Source organism: Nostoc sp. MS1 (assembly GCF_019976755.1).
Classification (GTDB): Bacteria; Cyanobacteriota; Cyanobacteriia; order Cyanobacteriales; family Nostocaceae; genus Trichormus.
This window is the reverse complement of record NZ_AP023441.1, coordinates 2,808,979-2,828,525: the sequence shown is the minus strand read 5'-3', so window position 1 is coordinate 2,828,525 and position 19,547 is coordinate 2,808,979. Positions and strand designations below refer to the sequence as shown.

Annotated in this window: 19 protein-coding genes and 1 pseudogene; 9 read left to right on the top strand and 11 right to left on the bottom strand. The window is 39.0% G+C overall.

What is annotated here, in order from left to right:
* Positions 1 to 137 precede the first annotated feature (137 nt).
* Positions 138 to 1,724 carry an LA_3751/LA_3752 family putative glycosyltransferase gene (locus tag NSMS1_RS12255; protein ID WP_224093455.1) on the bottom strand — a complete coding sequence of 529 codons (1,587 nt, stop codon included), beginning with the start codon at positions 1,722 to 1,724 and terminating at the stop codon, positions 138 to 140.
* A 365-nt stretch (positions 1,725 to 2,089) separates the two neighbouring features.
* Here NSMS1_RS12255 and cofH point away from each other — a divergent pair, with 365 nt between their 5' ends.
* On the top strand, positions 2,090 to 3,259 hold the full coding sequence (cofH, locus tag NSMS1_RS12250; RefSeq protein ID WP_224093451.1) for a 7,8-didemethyl-8-hydroxy-5-deazariboflavin synthase subunit CofH: 1,170 nt from the start codon (positions 2,090 to 2,092) through the stop codon (positions 3,257 to 3,259).
* Between the two features lie 791 nt (positions 3,260 to 4,050).
* The gene (locus tag NSMS1_RS12245; protein WP_224093449.1) at positions 4,051 to 4,470 is read left to right on the top strand and encodes a cobalamin biosynthesis protein; all 420 of its coding nucleotides are present in this window, start codon (positions 4,051 to 4,053) and stop codon (positions 4,468 to 4,470) included.
* 300 nt (positions 4,471 to 4,770) lie between these two features.
* On the opposite strand, the gene NSMS1_RS12240 is transcribed toward NSMS1_RS12245, so the two are convergent.
* Together NSMS1_RS12240 and NSMS1_RS12235 are read right to left on the bottom strand one after the other, a co-directional pair.
* Positions 4,771 to 5,124: a phage holin family protein gene (locus tag NSMS1_RS12240; protein ID WP_224093447.1), complete on the bottom strand. Its 354-nt coding sequence runs from the start codon at positions 5,122 to 5,124 to the stop codon at positions 4,771 to 4,773.
* 128 nt (positions 5,125 to 5,252) lie between these two features.
* Positions 5,253 to 6,248 (bottom strand): peptidoglycan-binding protein, encoded by a 996-nt coding sequence (locus NSMS1_RS12235; protein WP_224093446.1) that lies wholly within the window; start codon positions 6,246 to 6,248, stop codon positions 5,253 to 5,255.
* Positions 6,249 to 6,423: 175 nt separating this feature from the next.
* Here NSMS1_RS12235 and NSMS1_RS12230 point away from each other — a divergent pair, with 175 nt between their 5' ends.
* On the top strand, positions 6,424 to 7,137 hold the full coding sequence (locus tag NSMS1_RS12230) for a phosphorylase (RefSeq protein ID WP_224093445.1): 714 nt from the start codon (positions 6,424 to 6,426) through the stop codon (positions 7,135 to 7,137).
* On the opposite strand, the pseudogene NSMS1_RS12225 reads toward NSMS1_RS12230, so the two are convergent.
* Together NSMS1_RS12225 and NSMS1_RS12220 are read right to left on the bottom strand one after the other, a co-directional pair.
* Positions 7,123 to 7,383, bottom strand: a pseudogene (locus tag NSMS1_RS12225) (DUF4351 domain-containing protein); the annotation flags it as partial. The gene NSMS1_RS12230 and the pseudogene NSMS1_RS12225 sit on opposite strands and share 15 nt — an antisense overlap.
* A gap of 6 nt (positions 7,384 to 7,389) precedes the next feature.
* A complete protein-coding gene (locus NSMS1_RS12220) occupies positions 7,390 to 8,598 on the bottom strand; it encodes a glycosyltransferase (RefSeq protein ID WP_224093444.1) in 1,209 nt (402 codons plus the stop codon).
* 172 nt (positions 8,599 to 8,770) lie between these two features.
* Here NSMS1_RS12220 and shc point away from each other — a divergent pair, with 172 nt between their 5' ends.
* Positions 8,771 to 10,681, top strand: a complete 1,911-nt coding sequence (gene shc, locus NSMS1_RS12215; protein WP_224093443.1) for a squalene--hopene cyclase — start codon at positions 8,771 to 8,773, stop codon at positions 10,679 to 10,681.
* 86 nt (positions 10,682 to 10,767) lie between these two features.
* On the opposite strand, the gene NSMS1_RS12210 is transcribed toward shc, so the two are convergent.
* Both NSMS1_RS12210 and bchM read right to left on the bottom strand, forming a co-directional pair.
* Entirely contained in the window at positions 10,768 to 11,118 is a 351-nt protein-coding gene (locus NSMS1_RS12210) for a hypothetical protein (RefSeq protein WP_224093442.1), read from the bottom strand.
* Between the two features lie 178 nt (positions 11,119 to 11,296).
* Positions 11,297 to 11,983 (bottom strand): magnesium protoporphyrin IX methyltransferase, encoded by a 687-nt coding sequence (gene bchM, locus NSMS1_RS12205; protein WP_224093441.1) that lies wholly within the window; start codon positions 11,981 to 11,983, stop codon positions 11,297 to 11,299.
* A 284-nt stretch (positions 11,984 to 12,267) separates the two neighbouring features.
* Between bchM and NSMS1_RS12200 the strand changes: the two genes are divergently transcribed.
* Positions 12,268 to 12,435 carry a hypothetical protein gene (locus tag NSMS1_RS12200; RefSeq protein WP_224093440.1) on the top strand — a complete coding sequence of 56 codons (168 nt, stop codon included), beginning with the start codon at positions 12,268 to 12,270 and terminating at the stop codon, positions 12,433 to 12,435.
* A gap of 9 nt (positions 12,436 to 12,444) precedes the next feature.
* On the opposite strand, the gene NSMS1_RS12195 is transcribed toward NSMS1_RS12200, so the two are convergent.
* A complete protein-coding gene (locus NSMS1_RS12195; protein ID WP_224093439.1) occupies positions 12,445 to 12,996 on the bottom strand; it encodes a hypothetical protein in 552 nt (183 codons plus the stop codon).
* Positions 12,997 to 13,559: 563 nt separating this feature from the next.
* On the opposite strand from NSMS1_RS12195, the gene NSMS1_RS12190 reads away from it, so the two are divergent.
* The 3 genes from NSMS1_RS12190 (at position 13,560) to NSMS1_RS12180 (ending at position 16,570) form a co-directional block, all read left to right on the top strand.
* The gene (locus tag NSMS1_RS12190) at positions 13,560 to 14,807 is read left to right on the top strand and encodes a bifunctional sterol desaturase/short chain dehydrogenase (RefSeq protein WP_224093437.1); all 1,248 of its coding nucleotides are present in this window, start codon (positions 13,560 to 13,562) and stop codon (positions 14,805 to 14,807) included.
* A 307-nt stretch (positions 14,808 to 15,114) separates the two neighbouring features.
* Positions 15,115 to 15,561 (top strand): DUF6174 domain-containing protein, encoded by a 447-nt coding sequence (locus NSMS1_RS12185; protein ID WP_411908677.1) that lies wholly within the window; start codon positions 15,115 to 15,117, stop codon positions 15,559 to 15,561.
* Positions 15,562 to 15,679: 118 nt separating this feature from the next.
* A complete protein-coding gene (locus tag NSMS1_RS12180) occupies positions 15,680 to 16,570 on the top strand; it encodes a hypothetical protein (RefSeq protein ID WP_224093434.1) in 891 nt (296 codons plus the stop codon).
* A 57-nt stretch (positions 16,571 to 16,627) separates the two neighbouring features.
* Here NSMS1_RS12180 and NSMS1_RS12175 read toward each other — a convergent pair whose 3' ends face one another.
* The gene (locus NSMS1_RS12175) at positions 16,628 to 17,362 is read right to left on the bottom strand and encodes an ATP-grasp domain-containing protein (RefSeq protein ID WP_224093432.1); all 735 of its coding nucleotides are present in this window, start codon (positions 17,360 to 17,362) and stop codon (positions 16,628 to 16,630) included.
* Positions 17,363 to 17,418: 56 nt separating this feature from the next.
* Complete coding sequence (locus NSMS1_RS12170) at positions 17,419 to 18,426, bottom strand: glycerophosphodiester phosphodiesterase (RefSeq protein WP_224093430.1); 1,008 nt, start codon at positions 18,424 to 18,426, stop codon at positions 17,419 to 17,421.
* 216 nt (positions 18,427 to 18,642) lie between these two features.
* Between NSMS1_RS12170 and NSMS1_RS12165 the strand changes: the two genes are divergently transcribed.
* Positions 18,643 to 18,906, top strand: a complete 264-nt coding sequence (locus tag NSMS1_RS12165; RefSeq protein WP_096682280.1) for a DUF3146 family protein — start codon at positions 18,643 to 18,645, stop codon at positions 18,904 to 18,906.
* Between the two features lie 92 nt (positions 18,907 to 18,998).
* Here the strand turns inward: NSMS1_RS12165 and NSMS1_RS12160 are convergent, their stop codons facing one another.
* Positions 18,999 to 19,445 (bottom strand): pre-16S rRNA-processing nuclease YqgF, encoded by a 447-nt coding sequence (locus NSMS1_RS12160; RefSeq protein WP_224095213.1) that lies wholly within the window; start codon positions 19,443 to 19,445, stop codon positions 18,999 to 19,001.
* Positions 19,446 to 19,547 lie beyond the last annotated feature (102 nt).

The window sequence follows — 19,547 nt, the reverse complement described above, 5'->3', positions numbered from 1 at the left end:
ATGCAAGTCACTGTGCGTCTGTAATAATTAATATATTGTAAAGGCTATTTAAAAGTATTATAAGTAGCGTCCGCCTATAACAGACTATGCAAAAGTAGTGAAGAAATTAATCCTCACTACAAAATCATTTTCATACTTTACTTAGCTGTTGCTTGCACAATATTTGCCTCTTGAACAATATATTTTTTGTTCTTTTTGATTTGTTTAAATTGAATCTGCAAAGGTTTATCTTTGGCGGCTATATTTAATACAGTAGGTATGGTTGGTGAAGAGTAGCAAGGATCATAAGCAGGACATATATAAACAAAATTTTGATAGCCTTGTTCATGCAATGCTAAACCCAGCTTACTCACAGCCTCTGGTGTTTTCGTGAGTAAAAATATTTTATCTTTAAAAGCAGGCTCAAAAGTTTGGTTAACATATTGATGAGCAACCGCTACAACTTTTTGGTTATTGTTACGGAAATAATTGAGAACATCAACAACTTCAGTATTTCCCGTGTAATAGCTGTGATTTAAACCCATGACTGTGTTTGTGTGAACACCAAGCACAAAAAATGCTACAAACACAGCGCTACTAATATATTTGATGCCAAACTTTTTGATAGATAAAGTAGACTCTAACAAAAATACTGTAAGTAGACTCAACAGAGGAATCAAAATTAATAAAAATCTAGGCCCCCATTGCTTACCGCCATCACTAGGTAGAAGTATAGGTACTAAAAATAAGAATGGAGTAGATATTACTATAATCTTTTGCATCACAGATGTCAGTTTCATAGGCCGATAAAACACTGACACCCCTGTAAATACAAGTATGAAATATATGACTGGAAAATATTGCTGGAAATTATTCCACAATATGCCAAAAATTTTCTTAGCAGTTTTTAACCTTGTTTGTAGTGAAAATTCTTCCACAACTTGTAGCGCGTGAGCGCCTAAAGGATGATTATAAATTAGTTGATTAGCGATAAAAAAGCCAATAATTGTTGTAACTAGGGCAACGATAAATAATGTTTTTTGTTGGTCAATAATATTGAAGCTACCTATTCTCCATTTATAAGAAACCGCAATTAAAGGTAATAAAATTGCTGCTAAGGCAAGAAACTCAGGTCTGAACCAAACGGAAAAGCCAATTAAAATACCACTAATTACAGCATCTTTTTGAGTAAAAGCTTCTTGTCCTTTAGTTAATATAATTGCCAGTCCTCCAAAAGCTAAACTAACTGCTAGTGTATGTTCCCAATACATAGCACTATACATAGTAAGTGGAGAAGCAAATATTAGTGTAGTAAGACCAACAGATGTTAAAAGTAAACTAACTTTAAAAAACTGGCAAATTCGATAAAGATTAATCCAAATAAGCCAAGTAGATAATAATGGAACTATATAAAAACCTCGATAACCGAATAGGGCGTAAAAAGGTGCTGTTACTAAAGGGAAAGTAAAGGGAAACGTAATATAGTAACGATTAGCTATTTTATAACTAAAAGGTGGTTCAAAAGGGTATAATCCATTGTTCCAAAGACTATGTACCCATGAGGGTACTGTTAACTTCAAATCAAAATCGAGCTTGCCTGAACTAAACTGTTGAGTCAGTAATGCTTTTAGTCCACCATCTCCACTAAAATAAATATCATTAGGTACTCTTGAGAGTAAGTACAAGGAAAAGATTATACCTAATAAGATAATTGCTAAAGGTATATTAATTTTTAGTGCTTTCATATTGATAATTAATAGAAAAAATTAGAAACTTTGTAATCATCAGTAAGTAGGTAGACACAATTATTTAGAAGACGCATTTCGACTACGCTCAATGCTCGATAACCAGACTATAAGAGGGTTGAGCGTAGTCGAAACCCGGTGATATCAAGTTAGGTTTGATTTAGTCCTTCTACTTAAAGGTAGCTTCAGTTGAGAATAAAATATAGAAAATCATTTGTAATTAGACGTACGTAAAATATCATGTTGTGAACCAACTTGGTAAAATCAAGTTGAGGAGTTGTATAATTTTTATTGTGCCTAATGATAAATCTACTATTTTTAGGCTTATTTACTATAAATTTTTTTAGAAATATTTTGAATTTACTGTGAATTATAAAACGATTGATGCCATTCTTGAGCGTGCCTTGGTAGGAGATGACATATCCCCGCAAGAAGGAGTAGTATTACTCAAGCAAGCTGACACAGGGGCGATCGCAGCTATTCGCACCACGGCTGACAAACTCCGCCAGCAGCAAGTAAGTGATACGGTTACTTACGTAATTAACCGCAATATAAACTTTACTAACATTTGTGAGCAGCACTGTAGTTTTTGTGCTTTTCGCCGGGATGATGGAGATGATGACGCTTATTGGTTAGATTGGGCAGCCATTCTAGAAAAATCCTATGATGCTGTGCAGAGAGGGGCAACAGAAATTTGTATGCAGGGAGGATTGCACCCACAAGCGCAAATCAACGGTAAATCTCTACCTTACTATCTCAAATTAGTAGAAACTATCAAGCAAGAGTATCCGCAAATTCATCTCCATGCTTTCTCACCCCAAGAAGTGCAGTTTATCGCCAGAGTGGACGGACTGGAATATATTGATGTCATCTCTGCTTTGCAAAATGCTGGTGTTAATTCTATGCCAGGAACAGCAGCCGAAGTCTTGGATGATGAAGTGCGGCGCATACTCTGCCCAGAAAAAATTAATACTGCTACTTGGTTAGAAATTATAGGTACAGCCCACAAATTAGGTTTACATACCACCAGCACCATACTATCAGGACATATTGAAACTCCAGAACAACAAATTGGGCATTTAGAAAAATTGCGATCGCTACAACAAACAGCCATCAATCACCAATACCCAGCCAGGATTACAGAGTTTATTGTTTTGCCTTTTGTGGGTCAAGAAGCGCCTAAATCTTTACGTCGGCGTGTAGGACGCGACCAACCAGTGTTAGCCGATGCCCTCTTATTGGGTGCAGTAGCGCGGATTTATTTAGGTAATTGGATACCCAACCATCAACCAAGTTGGGTTAAATTGGGGCTAGCTGGGGCAACCGAAGCCCTAGTGTGGGGTTGTAATGATATTGGCGGCACATTGATGGAAGAACACATCACCACAATGGCTGGTGCTGTGGGTGGCACATGTATGGAAGTAGAAACATTGCAAAGTGCGATCGCTTCTTTAGGTAGACCATACCAACAACGAGATACGCTTTATTATCTCGTAGATTCAGCTAAGAAATTAGCTAATGGCTTGATTTTTTAAGCTATCAAAAAATTTCGCATCTTCAATTGGTAGTATATCTACACGTATACTAAGTAGCTGTGTTAGGACATACTAAATATTTAATAAATTGTGCTTTTAAGCACACTGTCAATAATGTTTGGATGAACTTCGCAAATTAAAGCCTTTCTAGTTAAGTATCTTTTGCTTCTCTAGTAAGAGAAACAAAAGAGTTTCAATTATGTAGTGTAAAAACCTGATGTAAGAAGAATTTTTAGGTAATTTTAGCCTAAATTTACTTATCTTAGAAAATCGTGGTTACATACCTTGACAAGTAATGCCAACCACGCTATTTAATTAAATACTAAAGGAGGTAGAGCAGTAGCTATATAGATAAATCATAAATTTTTTATAGCAATCAGCTTAAGTGCTTATTCCCTGCTGTAATAAAGCTCAGAAATAAAAAACTAAATTACAAAATTTACTGTCCAATCTGTTGACTAAGTTACTGTCAACAATAGGAAGAAATTGAAACACCGAAGTAGACCAGGTAAAATGTATTTGTTTCTAAGTTGTCCAAAAAACAAAACGCAAAAAGTAATTACACTTTCTATTTTTACCTCGTCCTCCCCCCGGCGTTTCCTACTGTGCTAGATATGCTTAATATATAGTTTTTCATTTCTGAGAACAGTGTTCTAACTATCAGTTTATGGGTGTTTTAGTAAACTCCAAAATAGTATAATTTATCAGCTTTTCAATTACGTAAAAGGTATAAAGTCTCAAACTCTACTTAGTTAAAATTTAGTAGTAATAGTAAAAATTAATCAATAACAGTGTTTGGGAGAAATTTGTGGGTGGGATTTGGTTGTCAATCAGGTATTTCTAGTCACTTAATCGCCGTCGCCATCAACCAAGTTTGGCAAGAAAACAAACTTGAGCAAAAAGTAATTGCAGGGATTGCCACAATCGATACAAAAGCATTAGAACCTGGCTTAGTAGAGTTTTGCAGCTTGCTTAAATTACCCTTAAAAACCTTTAGTAGCGAATTACTGGCTAATGTTGCTGTTCCTCATCCTAGCCAAATGATTGCTGCAAAAGTAGGCACTGCAAGTGTTGCTGAGGCTGCGGCTATACTTGCAGCTTCAGCCAATGAAAAACAGCCGCTAGAAGTAACGTTATTAGTTCCTAAACGAATCTTTCGCTTACCTGGGGAACCAGGAGTAGTAACGATCGCGATCGCTACAGAAGTTTAATTATTATCTTGTAGTAAACAGGATACTAAGAGATACTAGCTTAATATTTTAGTAAATAAAATAGAACTCGCAGTCATACCAATTCAAAATTCAAAATTCAAAATTAAGAAAGTGATACGTAGCAAAGGTTTAAGCGTTTGCATCTGTATCAGGTTTTTTGTGAAATGGTATCAATTGCTCACTACAAGCAAGAAATTAACATTATAGCCGTAGTCACATAGGGCGCGGACATTTCTAAAGCCTGAATGCAAGGAATAGTAAGACTTTTACTCCTGCCTCCTGCTATAAATTAAATTACATTTATTCAACCACTCTCAAAAGGTAATTAATAAAGCTAGAAACAATAGATAAAACAATTGAACCCAAAAGAGCAGCCAAAAAGCCTTCAATCTTGAAATCAGAACCAGGTGTGATCACACTTGCTAACCATAGGGTTAAAGCATTAATCACAAATGTAAATAATCCAAAAGTTAGTAAAGTAATAGGAAAGGACAAAATGCTGAGAATTGGTCGAATTAAGGCATTAACTAACCCAATCACTAATACAGCAACTAGAGCCGCTATAAAATTTTTAACAATAAATCCTGGGACGATATGGGCAGTAACGAGCAAAGCCAACGCAGTGCCGAGCCATGTAAATAAAAAGTGTTTCATCAGTTGTTGTTTGGCAGAAATCAGTAATAAATTGAACCAGAATTTTTGCTTTTTGGTTGTAAGAATGAACTTAGTGCTGAGTTGAGATATTTAAAGATGACAACTCAGCAGTTAACACTTACTTTAACCTAACGTTGCTGGGACGATGTACTACGTCCTGTATTCGGCGATGAGCTTCGCCCCGCCGTTGGCGAACGCCGTAATAGTGCTTCCCAAGTAGCACCACCAGCCACACCATCAGGTTCTATACCGTAGCGTTTTTGAGCAGCTTTGAGTGCTTCCTCTGTCTGCACCCCAAAATATCCATCAACACCACCCTTTAAAAAACCAAGCTGACTCAATCTTTGTTGTAATTTGGTGACTTCCGAATTTTTCATCCCCACACGCAAAATCGGCCAGCCTTCGGTAGTGTATTGTATACCAGACAGTCGTTGATCAGGTGGTGTAGTGCCAAAGCTTGGGCTGGAAGATGATCGTTGTGGGGTTGTTTGTCCTCTGGGACTGGGAGTTGTTACCCGCGAAGGAGCGGGTCTAGTATTAACAACTTGATTGGAAGGCTGTCTGGGGGTAGTCAGTCTTGGCTCAGTTCTTGTGTTATTTAGTGGAGCGGGAGTAGTAACTTTGGGATTAACACTCGGAGTAGTTGTGGACTGAGTGGGAACAGGGAAATCATTTACTAAGCTGGCTGGCGGATTAGGTGTTGTGGTTGGTACAGAAGCCGTTGATATACCCGTTGCTTGATTAGGAAATAATCTTTGCCAAGTAGCAGCATCCACAATACCATCAGGAGTCAAGCCAGCCGCTTGTTTGAACTGAGACACAGCATTGGCTGTACTTTCGTTATAAACTCCATCTACCGCACCTGAATAAAACCCTAAAAGTCTCAGCGTTGCTTGCAGTTCAGAAACACGTTCACCTTGACTTCCAACCCTAAGTGTAGGACGGTTAATAACAACTTGTTGGGCAATTTTTTGTGGTGGTGCAATTGCTACTACAGCCGAAGATCCGATGAAAGTAGTCATCAAGGATAACATCAGTAGCCAATAAAATTTGCTTACTCTAAAGCAGCCAAATGTATTTTGTGGCTCTAAGTAAGTGATACTTGCTCTCAAGCTGCCTTTCATAGAAATTGCTCTCAGAATCTTCTGATGCTAATATTATCTCCGCTTGAGTTAATTGAGTAGTCTTTTTGGAGTGCTGTTAGCGGTAGCGGCGCGTTTAGCGCGTGCTGAGTAGGGATGAATTAAGGCTCCTCGAATACGTCCTAACAGTTTTGTCTACTGCTATAATTGTTGACTAATGACTATCGATACGATTTTTGTACCCCAAGGATCTGAATATAAAGCTGTGTATCGTGGTTTGACCCAAATAACTGGGCAAACACCCAAAATTGTCCAGATACCAGTAGGTATAGAGCCATTAACAAGATACCTGCAAAAATGGCAGAAGCAAGAATATTTTCCTAATAACTCCCAATCCAGATTTCTAGTCATGGGTTTATGCGGCAGCTTAACCCCGCGCTATCATGTGGGGGATATTGTTTTGTATGAGAGTTGTATTTATCAGCAAAAACTACAAGAGTGCGATCGCCTACAGCACGATTTCACCGATCGCTCTTTTACCACAGAACTACACTCAAAACTCAAAACTCAGCAGCCAGCACTGAATTTAGTCAAATCATTGACAAGCGATCGCGTTATTTGCACTGCTTCAGAAAAACAATACCTTGGCGAAATCTTAGGGGCTGATGTGGTTGACATGGAAGGATTCGCAGCCCTAGAGTTCTTCAATAGCATCGGTGTAGCAGTAGCTATGGTGCGGGTAGTCAGCGATGACTGTCATCATGATATCCCTGATCTCACAGCAGCATTTAATGCCGATGGTTCGCTACAGCCATTACCTCTAGCCTTGAGTTTGCTACGTCAACCTATAGCCGCAACTCGCCTGATTCGCGGTTCCCTACGAGGATTAAAAGTATTAGAAGAATTAACAAAATCACTATGCTGTAGGTGATTCAAGCCAAACAATTAAATCCGACACATGAGAAAAATCTAAAAGCTTTTCCCCTAATTCTTCTAATTGTTCTGTGGATAAAGATTGAATACGCTCAATAATTGATGAATCTAGTTCACCAAAGCGCCTGTTTAAAAGACGCTTTAAAAAACGGAAAGCTTCTTTCTTTTCACCTTTCTGCAAAATATCTTGATAAATTACTGACTCTTGCATAATATTCTCGCTCAATAATCGAATAAAGTCTTTATATATTTACCCTGGATAGACTCTACCTTTCCAAGCACCGCCGCGTCCTTGCCAATGACGTAATGCTGAATCAATGGTCATGAGGGTATAGAGAAAAGCGATCGCAGGTAAACTAAAAGCTAACAACGGGGAAAGTTTGTAAAAACGAATCGTAGGGAAATAAGCCAAGGACATCAACAACCAAGTAGCTAAACCTGTAAGCGCTATTCCTAAGTTACCCATCAATGCGCCGATGATGGTTCCCACAGGTGGAAGCAGATAAATCAAAGTCATCGCCGCGACAGTTCCCAAGAGTAACCAAGGCGAATAATCTAATTGAGTGTATGCAGTCCGCGCCACCATATCCCAAATTGTTTGCAAAGACTGATATTGTCTGAGGCTGTGAGTTGATGAACTTAAGCCTAGCCAGATTTTGCGGGAGGGAGTAGGGGGAGATGGGGGAGAAGTTTTTAATTTTGAATTGTTGTCTGTGCCTTTGATGACTTGGGCGAGGGTACAATCATCGATTAGGGTTTGGCGGATGACTTGGATACCGCCAATTTGTTCTAAAGCTGATGCGCGAATGAGAATACAACCGCCAGCCGCCGCCGCAGTTTTGTTTTTTGGATTATTTACCCAGCGAAAGGGGTAGAGTTTCTGAAAGAAAAAGACGAAGGCGGGGATTAAAAATTTTTCCCAGAAGCTTTCACATCTAAGCTTTACCATTACTGATGCTAGGTCTAAATCTTCCTGTACGGCTTTAGCGACTAATCGCCGCAGGTTACTAACATCATGTTGAATATCTGCATCAGTGAGGAAAAAATAATCAGGTGCAAGTGTCTTAGCGTTGCGAATACCTTGTTCAACTGCCCAAAGTTTACCAGACCAGCCAGGAGGCAAGGATTCACCAAGAACAATATGTAATTGTTGGGCTTTATCTACAGCGTGGGCTACACCTTCGGCAAAAGCTGCTGTCCCGTCTGTACTTTGATCATCTACTAAAAAAATGTGGAAATCACCAGGATAATCTTGCAGCAGGAGCGATCGCAAGCTCACAGGTATCACATCAGCTTCGTCACGCGCTGGCACTACTGCACAAATTTTTGGTAAAGATTTTAACTGAATTTCTTCAACTTCTAACTTCTGATCTGACCGCCAAAACTGCCCTCGCAAACTTAACAATCCCAACCAAATAACCAACGATAAAAGCATTAACCCTAAAAAAAATGCACCCATAAGTCGCTACTGCTTAAATTCAAAATTGTGAGGAGTGGGGAGAGTGGGGGGAGTAGGGGGAGACAAGGGAGATAATAATTCATTGCTGCCTCCTGCCTCCTGCCTCCTGCCTCCTTACTTTAATACCCCAAACACAATACAATAATTGCTGATTGCGCTTGAGTAGTATTTGATGCAAACACAAGACAGGGTACAAGTCAATCCCATTGCCGAAGCGATCGCAGCTAGTCAAAAATATCTGCTATCGTTACAAAATCCGGCAGGCTACTGGTGGGCGGAGTTGGAGTCGAATGTCACCATTACATCTGAGGCGGTCTTACTTCATAAAATTTGGGGAACAGATAAAACTAGACCCTTACATAAAGTAGAAACCTACTTGCGATCGCAGCAACGGCAACATGGAGGCTGGGAATTATTCTACGGGGACGGGGGAGAAATCAGCACATCGGTTGAGGCATATATGGCGCTGAAACTGCTGGGTGTACCTGCAACCGACCCAGCAATGATACGGGCGCGAGAGTTTATTATCCAACGTGGTGGTATCAGCAAAACCCGCATCTTTACCAAATTTCACCTTGCACTCATCGGCTGCTACAACTGGCGTGGTCTTCCTTCCTTACCAGCTTGGGTGATGCTGTTACCCAAGGAGTTCCCAGTTAATATTTATGAGATGTCCAGTTGGGCGCGTTCTAGCACTGTGCCACTGTTGATTGTCTTTGATCAGAAACCTGTCTATCAAGTTAACCCAGCCATTAACCTTGATGAGTTATACGCGGAAGGTGTAGAGAATGTCCGCTATGAGTTATCCCGAAGTGGCGACTGGACAGATATATTCCTCACCCTTGACGAAGGCTTTAAGTTAGCAGAAAGCTTCAACTTTATCCCTTTCCGCGAAGAAGGCATCAAAGCCGCCGAAAAATGGATTATCGAACGCCAAGAAGCCACAGGCGACTGGGGGGGAATCATTCCCGCCATGTTAAATTCGATGTTGGCTTTACGCACTCTGGGTTATCACACCAGCGATCCCATTGTGGAACGGGGTTTACAAGCCATTGATAACTTCGCTATTGAAACAGAAGATTCCTATGTAGTCCAGCCTTGTGTGTCGCCTGTGTGGGATACAGCTTGGGTAATAAGGGCGTTTATTGACTCTGGGTTGTCACCAGACCATCCCGCTATTGTTAAGGCGGGGGAATGGCTATTACAAAAGCAAATCCTCGATTATGGTGATTGGACAGTCAAAAATCCCCAAGGTAAACCAGGGGCTTGGGCTTTTGAATTTGATAACCGCTTTTACCCTGATGTAGATGATACGGCTGTAGTAGTCATGGCACTACATGCCGCCAAACTACCTAATGAACAATTAAAACAGAAAGCTTGCGATCGCGCTCTGCAATGGGTAGCCTCAATGCAATGCAAACCCGGTGGTTGGGCTGCCTTTGATATTGACAACGATCAAGATTGGCTCAATGCTATCCCCTATGGCGACTTAAAAGCCATGATTGACCCCAACACCGCAGATGTTACCGCCAGAGTGATAGAAATGCTTGGCGCTTGTAACTTAACCATAGATTCCCATAACCTAGAACGGGCGTTGACATACCTGTTAAATGAACAGGAAGTCGAGGGCTGTTGGTTTGGGCGCTGGGGCGTAAATTACATCTATGGTACTAGCGGCGTTCTCTCTGCCCTAGCCTTAATTAATCCCCAAAAGTATCAACGTCAGATTGAACGCGGGGCTAATTGGTTAGTTAGTTGTCAAAATGCTGATGGTGGTTGGGGTGAAACTTGCTTTAGTTATAACGACCCCAGTCTGAAAGGTAAGGGTGATAGTACAGCATCACAAACAGCTTGGGCAATAATTGGGTTGATAGCTGCGGGTGAAGCTACAGGCAAATTTGCCCGTGATGCTATTGAACGCGGTGTTAACTATCTTGTCTCAACTCAACAGCCTGACGGTAGCTGGTTTGAGGCATACTTTACTGGAACTGGTTTCCCCTGCCACTTTTATCTCAAGTATCACTATTATCAACAATACTTTCCTTTAATTGCCCTTGGTAGGTATCAAGCAATAAGTTCGTAGTAAGCACTTTAGTGCTTTAGACAAATAGGTTGGGTTGACGCAAGAAAACCCAGCTTTTTCATGAAGTTGCGATCGCCTTAACTTAACTATGTATGTGAGTGATTATTGTCGAGAATTACAGAGGTTTGGTCATGGCGATCGCTTTTAGTAAACTCATCAAATAATTGAAAAAATTGTTCTAAGGCTTTATGTTCATCTTGTGAAAAAAACAAAATAATTTTGTCCCAAGACTGACTAGATGTCACCTTAAATCTTTCCTGAATCCAGGTTTGAAAATTGGCAAAATCTTTTTCCTGTTCTGTTTCCGGGGTTCCTAGTTGATGACGAGAGAAGAAGTAACCTGATAAAAAAGCTTGCAAATGAGAAATTGAAGGTTGACCCAAGTACATTGCAGGGCGCTTTTGAATATTGCGGAGCAAATCGTATAAATCAAGCATAGGTCATCTCAGCAATTTGTTGGCGCAGTCCAGAGTCATTCATAGTATTTTTTCAAGACAACCAGCGCCCTAATCTAGATGTATCAATTGGGGTAACTGGGGCGGGATAAAATCAAGAATTTTTCACTCTTGTCTACTTTAAATCCCAGTCACCAGTTCCCAATACTTATTTCCTAACTTAAGCCCTTGTAGCTTCTAATATGCGGGAGAAGTAGAAGCGAGTTTTAGTAAACGCCTTTCTTTGAATAGCAAAGCCATTGCTTTCTAAAATTTTGATCACATCAGCTTCACGATGTAGATAAGCGCGGGTGGTTTTACTTGGGCCAGGAAAGAAACTGCCAATTTTTTTAAGCAAAGTTAAGGCACAGGTTTTAGGTGCAAAACTGAGAATAATCCGCGACTGTGATAATGAACAAAGATGAGAAATCATTTCATCGGCTTTTTCTTGGGGGTAGTGAATCAACACATCCAAGCAAATGACAGAATGATAACTACCACTCAAAGATTCCAAGTCTTGCACCGCAAAAGTGGGATTATCGGCATTTCCCAAGGTCTGTAAGGCTCTTTGCTTACCTTCCTCTACCATTTTCTCAGAAATGTCGCTGGCATAGACTTTAGCGCCTTCTGTGGCTAAGGGAATGCTGAGACTACCCACACCACAGCCAGCGTCACAAATTGATAACTCTGCTAAATTGCCATCATCTTTTAGCCAGCCGATGACAGTATCCACAGTTTGCTGGTGGCCATTGCGGATATCGAGTTGGACTTTGTTGACTTCGCCATCGCCATAAATGCGTTTCCATCGGTCAAACCCCGTGGAATTGAAATACTCACGAACAATGGTTTTATCGTCGGCTGCGTTCATAAACTTCGATTTTTAAGGGTTCCCAATGCTTAAAATTATCATCCATAAGCAGCACTGAGGCGATCGCTTCCACATATTTTTAAGCGAAGGCAAGAAGCAGGAGGCATGGTGCAGGGTACAGAAGGTTAATATCTTAACTCAGCACTCACCACTCCCCGCCCAGTGTAAAAAATATACTGCTCGATTAATAAATATGATGAAAACCTATGTCTATGGGATATTTGCCGTTTTGAAATTGTTGATATAAACTGAACTCTCGGTTTAGACCAAGGATTGAGACAAAAATGACAACTACACAGACTATTTCCCCTAAACAAGACAAAAAATTAGCCAAAAAGAGACAACCGTCTTTTTTAAGTGTGGATATCGGCACACCCAGAGTCCCATTACGTAAAGCAAAAAAAATCAAACAAGAATATGAGTTATTAAGCGACTGGAACCACGCCAGTTAATTGATGATTTTAATTCCATTTACATAGTTGAGACACAGGTGTCATACGAGGGCGGTTGTATTGATAAAATCCCTCAAGATTTAGTAAAGCTTGGCCATAAACAATCCACTGCACATCATCCTGATTATTAGCAGCACTAATAAAATTACCTTGGCTGAGTGTCAATCGCTCCTCTAAATCCCATTTAAACGCAGATGTAGCTATATTATTCTGTTCATCAGTCCATAAGATAGATAAAGCTTTACCTGCAATCAAATTATCTTTGATATCTCCTCTAATACAGATAAAGCTATCTGAATGAGGATAGCCATAATAACCATCGAAGCGATTTTCCCTTTTTTGGAAATTGGCGCAAACCCCCGCACCATCACGCCAATCTTGAGGATCAGGTTGGCTACAAAATTGGTAGTTACCGTTTGCTAAATTTGCAATATTAACTTTTTGTTCGACCATTAGAAATGGTCTTTTATATTCTTTAGCTGGTTGATTCAAAACGCAGCCAATAGAAAATACAGCGCCAAGAATTACCAGCACTTGTGTGAAATTGTTTTTATTCAGCATAACATCATCCTCATTATCAAAAGAATTAGTGCAATGAGGATAATTAAGATGAGATTAACTGATTTCTAAATGGCTGGAGCTGAGGAAATGATCAAAAATAGTACCAGCATCAAAACTAAAATACTGATTTTAAAAATCAGGTAATTGCTAAGGTTGTATATAGGAAAATCGTGAGTCATTGTACACCTCCATCTATAGCTAATTTAGATTTTCATGAGGTAGTGAGCAAATCGTAGAAGCAGAAGTTGATTTCTATAAAAGCCTGAGTGTTTCTACATCTCTATTGTCTCTCAAACATAGATACACGTCTTGTAAGTTAAACTTTAAGTAACATTTTTTAGTAAGAGTTTAAACTGAGTATTTAAGAAGTTAATGTGGATTCATCAGTACAAAAGTAGCTTAGTGCTATATGATACCAATCTTGTGCGATCGCCCATACAGCATCAGCCACCATAACAACGCTAAATACTGATATAGCCAATTAAGTTTGCTTTGTAACTCTGCCTTAATCTATCCTTATCAGAATATGAACAAAGATTAAGACAAGTAACGTGTAGAAAGACATGATACAGATATTGGCTGAAAGCTTAACCGATATTTGGGCTAAGTTAAAAATTGATGGGATGCTGATTAATACCTGCTGGCAGTTTGCTATCTGGGGCTTTTTTTCCCTACTGCTGGCGGAGATACTCAGAGATAGCTACCATGCCTTGTGCCACCAAGTCAACTGGCTGAGTAAATGGCACAACAAGCATCATGCAGCATATCGGCGGGATTTGTCGATAGTTTCACTGAAAGCTTATCAAGAATCTCAACTCTATCACGACATTTTAGAATCAAGTCTACTAGTAATTGTCCTAACGGTAACAGCTTTACTCGTCCAGCAAGCTGGGTTATGGTTGGGAGTCTTTTACGCTTGTACGTTCTTGTTTGGTGCATCCCTACGATATTACCAAGGCACAATCGAAACAGACTATAATCACTTACCAGGGCCTTTAGAGGCAATTCCTTCTGTTTGGTGGGTAAATCGCACTTACCATTGGCGACACCATTTCGATGATGTTGATGCTTACTATAGCGGTGTATTTTCTCTAGTGGATAAAGTATTGGGAACAGCACTCTCACTCAAAGGTAAAACTGTTGCTATTACTGGTGCATCAGGTGCTTTAGGACAAGCCTTAACAGAGCAATTACTTGAGCATAATGCCAAGGTTGTAGCGTTAACCACTAATCCCGATAAACTACCAACAGATGGCAGCATTAAAATTATTCCTTGGGAACTAGGTAGTGAAGCTGAACTCAAAGCTGCTTTAGAAAAAGTAGATATTCTAATAATCAACCACGGAATTAATGTGTATGACAAACGCACACCACAAGCAATTAACTCTTCCTATGAAGTAAATACTTTTTCTGCATTGCGACTCATGGATGTATTTTTAACAACTGTAACTGGGCCGCAAGCAAAAGCAACTAAAGAAATTTGGGTAAATACGTCTGAGGCGGAAGTATCTCCGGCGTTGAGTCCACTTTATGAACTCAGCAAACGTGCATTAGGAGATATTGTTACTCTCAAACGCTTAGATGATGATTGTGTAATTCGTAAATTAATTCTCGGCCCCTTCAAAAGTCAACTTAATCCTTACGGAGTAATGTCAGCACAACAAGTAGCGCGGATGGTTTTGTTTCTAGCTCGTCGAGACTTCCGCAATATTATTGTGACAATTAATCCTCTTACTTGTATTTTATTTCCACTGAAAGAAACAAGTACTTGGTTGTATTACAAAATTTTTAGCAAGACAACTGAAAAATAACAATTGAGATATTTTGTAAAATAATCCTCGTCTTCTTTGAGAAGTCGGGGATTAAATTATATTAAGCATGTATAAAAACATTAGTTACATCTGAAGAATTAATATCCAGATGAGGTGGTATAGTAATCGTCAGATATATGAGGATATAAATGAATTATAAAGCTTTTACAACAAGCTTTTGAGCCTTTTTTCTATTCCCTTTTATATCTCTGCAACTTTATTAAAATAACCTCCGCGAAAAATTTCCCCAACAAAGTTTATGCGCTTATCTACTTCTGTTAGCCTGGGATTACTATTGTTTTTGAGCATGACTGCTCCAACCATGTCTCAGCCTGCTGTAGCTAAACCACAATTAGTTGCTCTTAGTAACCTGAGTACGCGACAATTATATTTTAATCGCAACTTGTGGAACAAGCAAAATATTTCCAACTACCGCTATACCTTGAGTAACAGTTGTTTTTGTATACCTGAAGCTAGAGGCCCAGTGATCATTGAAGTTCGCAATGGTCAAACAACTTCCATTACCTCTGTTGCTACTGGTCAACCAGTTAACTCAGAATATTTTCAAAACTACAATACAATCCCTAAACTCTTCAATCTAATTCAAGATGCGATCGCACGTCAAGCATCTAGTCTAACAGTCAATTACGATACTAGACGGGGTTATCCCACGCAAATTAATATTGATTACAGCGCTCAAATAGCCGATGAAGAATTATTTCTCAAAATTGAGAATTTTCAAGTAATTCAATAAAAGTTAATGTTTTGCCTATTCCAGCCATCTTTAGATATTTATTGGTGAATTTGTTGTAGAGTAATGCAAGTATTCATAACCCTGAGTCGATTGGTAGAACAATTAACTTAGAAAATTTATGGCAGAACCAATTCGCATCCTCTTACAGACAACAATCGCCACAACTGAAGATGACTGGAGTATCTTCCGTTTTTCGTTATTGCAAGATTATTTAGAATCTCTAAAAGATGAATCAAGCAGTCCATTATTTACAGTTATAGCACGCGATCGCCTATCAGATGCCGCAGGTAATGACCCCATTTTAAGTACACTAGACCAATCAGACTTTGATCAACTTTGGCTATTTGCCCTTGATACTGGTGATGGTTTAACAGAACAAGACGTTGCCGGAATTAACGCTTTTAGAAAACGAGGCGGTGGCATTCTGACAACAAGAGATCATCAAGATATGGGCTGTTCTATGTGCGGCTTAATTGATATTGGTGATGTCCATTATTTTAACACCAAAAATCCCGACCCCGATGATTCTCGCTGGAGTCGTGACGACCCGCATACAACGTATATTTCTTGGACTAACTACCATTCTGGAGCTAATGGCGACTATCAGAAAATTATTCCTCTAGAACCAGTCCACGAACTTTTATATAACCCCAATTCACCTTCTGGCTTGATTGAATTTTTCCCATCTCATCCCCATGAAGGTGGTATTGGTGTAAAACCAGATAGCCTGAACTCGCGGGTAATTGCTTTAGGAAAGAGCTTATTTACTAGCCGTAACTTCAATTTGATTGTAGCAATTGAACATTACAAAGATACTGACGAAAACCATATAGGAAGGGCAATAGCTACATCTAGTTTTCATCACTTTGTTGATTACAACTGGGATATAGAAAAAGGGTGCCCTTCGTTTGTCGATGAAGCACCAGGAAATAGTATGAAAACAGAACCTCGTGCTTTAGAAGATATACAAGCTTTTGTGCGTAATGCTGCTTTATGGTTGGCTAGATAAGTCTATAAAATACCTACTTTTAACTAGGTATTTAGCAAGCATTTTATAAAAGTAGAATTAGAAATTACAATAGTCTTCAGAACCTGTAATTTCTGCCCATCTTGCTGATAACAGCTTGGCATAATCTAAAGGAAATAGCCCGTAAGAACCTAAAGCATATCCATCATTTACCTCAACCAATAATGTTTCTCCTTTATCAGTACAACCAAAATCAATAGCATATCCATTAGGAGCAGATTGATAAGATTTCACCGCTTTTTCAATAACTTTGTAATCAAAACTTGCTCTCCAATCTCCTTTATAGATTCTTACATCAAGGATTTCGCCATATCTAACAAAACACCGCCACTCTGCCAGGAAATTTACAGGTTCAGAACACCAAACTTCAGTATTCTCAAACTCATCGCCACAACTGATTAAATCTTTAGTGCTTCGTATCAATCTACCTGTAAACTTTTTAGAAGCATAAGCAGGCTTGACAAAAATATTCCATTCTTCTGGATGACTAGCAATATAATTGATTTTTGATTTCCAGATTCTTCTAACTAAAAATTCATGTAACTCTACTGGATAGTTAATTTCGGTTGGACAAGGAATGTTTAATCTTTTAAGGGCTGCATGAACAGCATCAACATATCCTACTACTACATTATCTGGTTCTAAATCTAGAAAAGATTCCCCTTTAGTAAAAGGAACAATTTCCCAACCCATTTTTTTAAAACTATCATAAGCAGCAAAAAAATTAACAGTAGCAAATTCACCTTCAGAGTTTTTTTGTATATAAGCTTTCATAGAGTAGATTTATAAACAATCGCAAAATTATCATCCTAAAATTATAAGGCAGTAAATCAGCTAGAACGCATCGTAAAAGCTGTATCTGGGTTATCACTAAATACACCATCAACACCCAGTTGATAAAATATTTTATATTCCTCTTGTGGCTTACCTTGCAAATTTTTAGGCAAGAAAACATCTTCATTACGAAACGTCCAAGTATGAACTACTAACCCAGCCTCATGAGCATCATTAACTAAAGTGGTAGGCGTTAATAGTTTACTTTGCCTATCTCTTGGAATAACTAAGTTTTTATGAACACCAATTCCATTGGCATAAGTAGAAATCTCTGCTAAACCTTTAGTTCTAATCAAGTCGCTATATTGGCGAACATCTCCATTAACTTGAAAATCATAAGGTTGTCCATTATTGTTAATTAATTGCACTAAACAGACATCAGTTAATTGATTGAGCTTTTGCAAGTTACTAACTTCAAATGATTGAATAAAAACTGGGGCTGCTTCATCAACATATCCATTAGTATCAAGAATCTCTACTAACCTCTGTTCCATTGGTAAACCAATAGAATCGAAATAAGTTGGATGCTTTGTTTCTGGATAAATACCAATAGTCCGTCCAAGTGAAGAACTTTGCTGCTTGGCTAAATTAATGATTTCTTGAAAAGTGGGAATTTCAAATAACCCATTATATTCAGTGTTCTGAGGACGAATAGTAGGAATCCTTTCTATGGCGCGGAGAGTTTTTAACTCTGCTAGGGTAAAATCCTCTGTAAACCAGCCTGTAATAGAACGTCCATCTATGACTTTAGTAGTTTTGCGATCGCCAAACTCTGGACGTAAATAAACATCTGTACTAGTATCAGTAGTATTAAGCGTACTATCAGGGTTAAAAATTGCTAAAGCGTTTTCGTGACGCGCAACTAAAACACCATCCTTAGTAGAAACTAAATCAGGTTCGATATAATCAGCCCCCATCTTAATAGCTAGTTCATATGCAGCTAAAGTATGTTCTGGGCGATAACCGCTAGCGCCCCGGTGTCCAATAATAATAAGGTTAGTCATTAGTCATTAGTTATTAGTCATTAGTCCATAGTCAACAGTCAACAGTCATTGGTCAACAGAGTCATCTACTTCTTTCAGATGAATGGTGATATATACTTATCAAAACTATAAATACTCATTTTGTCAGTTTGTCGATTTGGGCGAAGTTTGGTAAATAAAAGAAATAGCTTACATAATTAAGCTTCAAATTTTATTCCATATTTAACACCAAGCATTGTGAGTGCTAAACGTTTGCCAGAAACCACAGCCCATGTCAAAATTACCCGCCAATCTTGGCAACACGGCTTCTTAGAAGGTGAAGTGAGTGCTGGCGATTTTGAATGGCATTTTCAATGGAATTTCCGTCGAGGAGAACTTTTAGTTAAGCCATCTCAAGGCCGGGCTTTAATTAAAGAACCCCTCGGTCGCTTCTTGGAACAGCAAGATTATCAGCTAGAACCAGGAGGAGACTATGCTTTTAAGATTCGCGCACAGTTATAAGAGTGCTGAGTTAGAAGTAATTCTACCTCCTGCCTTTTGACTATGGACTATGGACTGTTGACTGATGACTAATGACTAATGACCAATGACTATTAACCATTAACCGACTCTGTAAGGCGATTTAGGTATCGTTCAATTAAAAGAATAGCGACGATATCGTCTATGGGGCGTGGCGGCTGGCGCATTCCTTGTGGTAGTAGCTTTGTTATTCCTTTAGGGGGATACATCTGCCAATAGCGATCGCGTGCCTCTAAGGTACTATAGCGCTCGTCTACTAATACAATATTTAATGCCTCGATTAACTCTTGCTGTAGTTGCTGTTTCCAGCGTTTGGCTGTGGTTTGGTTGCCCATAACTAGCATAGAAATGGGAAACTTTTGTCTGAGTTTATTAATATTGGCGATCGCTTCTGGGGAAGGAATGACTTGATGATAATATAATTGCCGATCCAATCCCATCACCGCTAAACCACACTTATCTTTACCAGGGTCAAAGCCTAAGATAACTGGTTGTGTTGGAGAAAATTCACTAACAATCATCATAAATTCAAAATAAATTAATACAAATAGTTATTGAAAATTTCACATAGAAAATAAATATATCTGTCGCTTTTGTAATATCTTTATTCAATCGCTAAATTG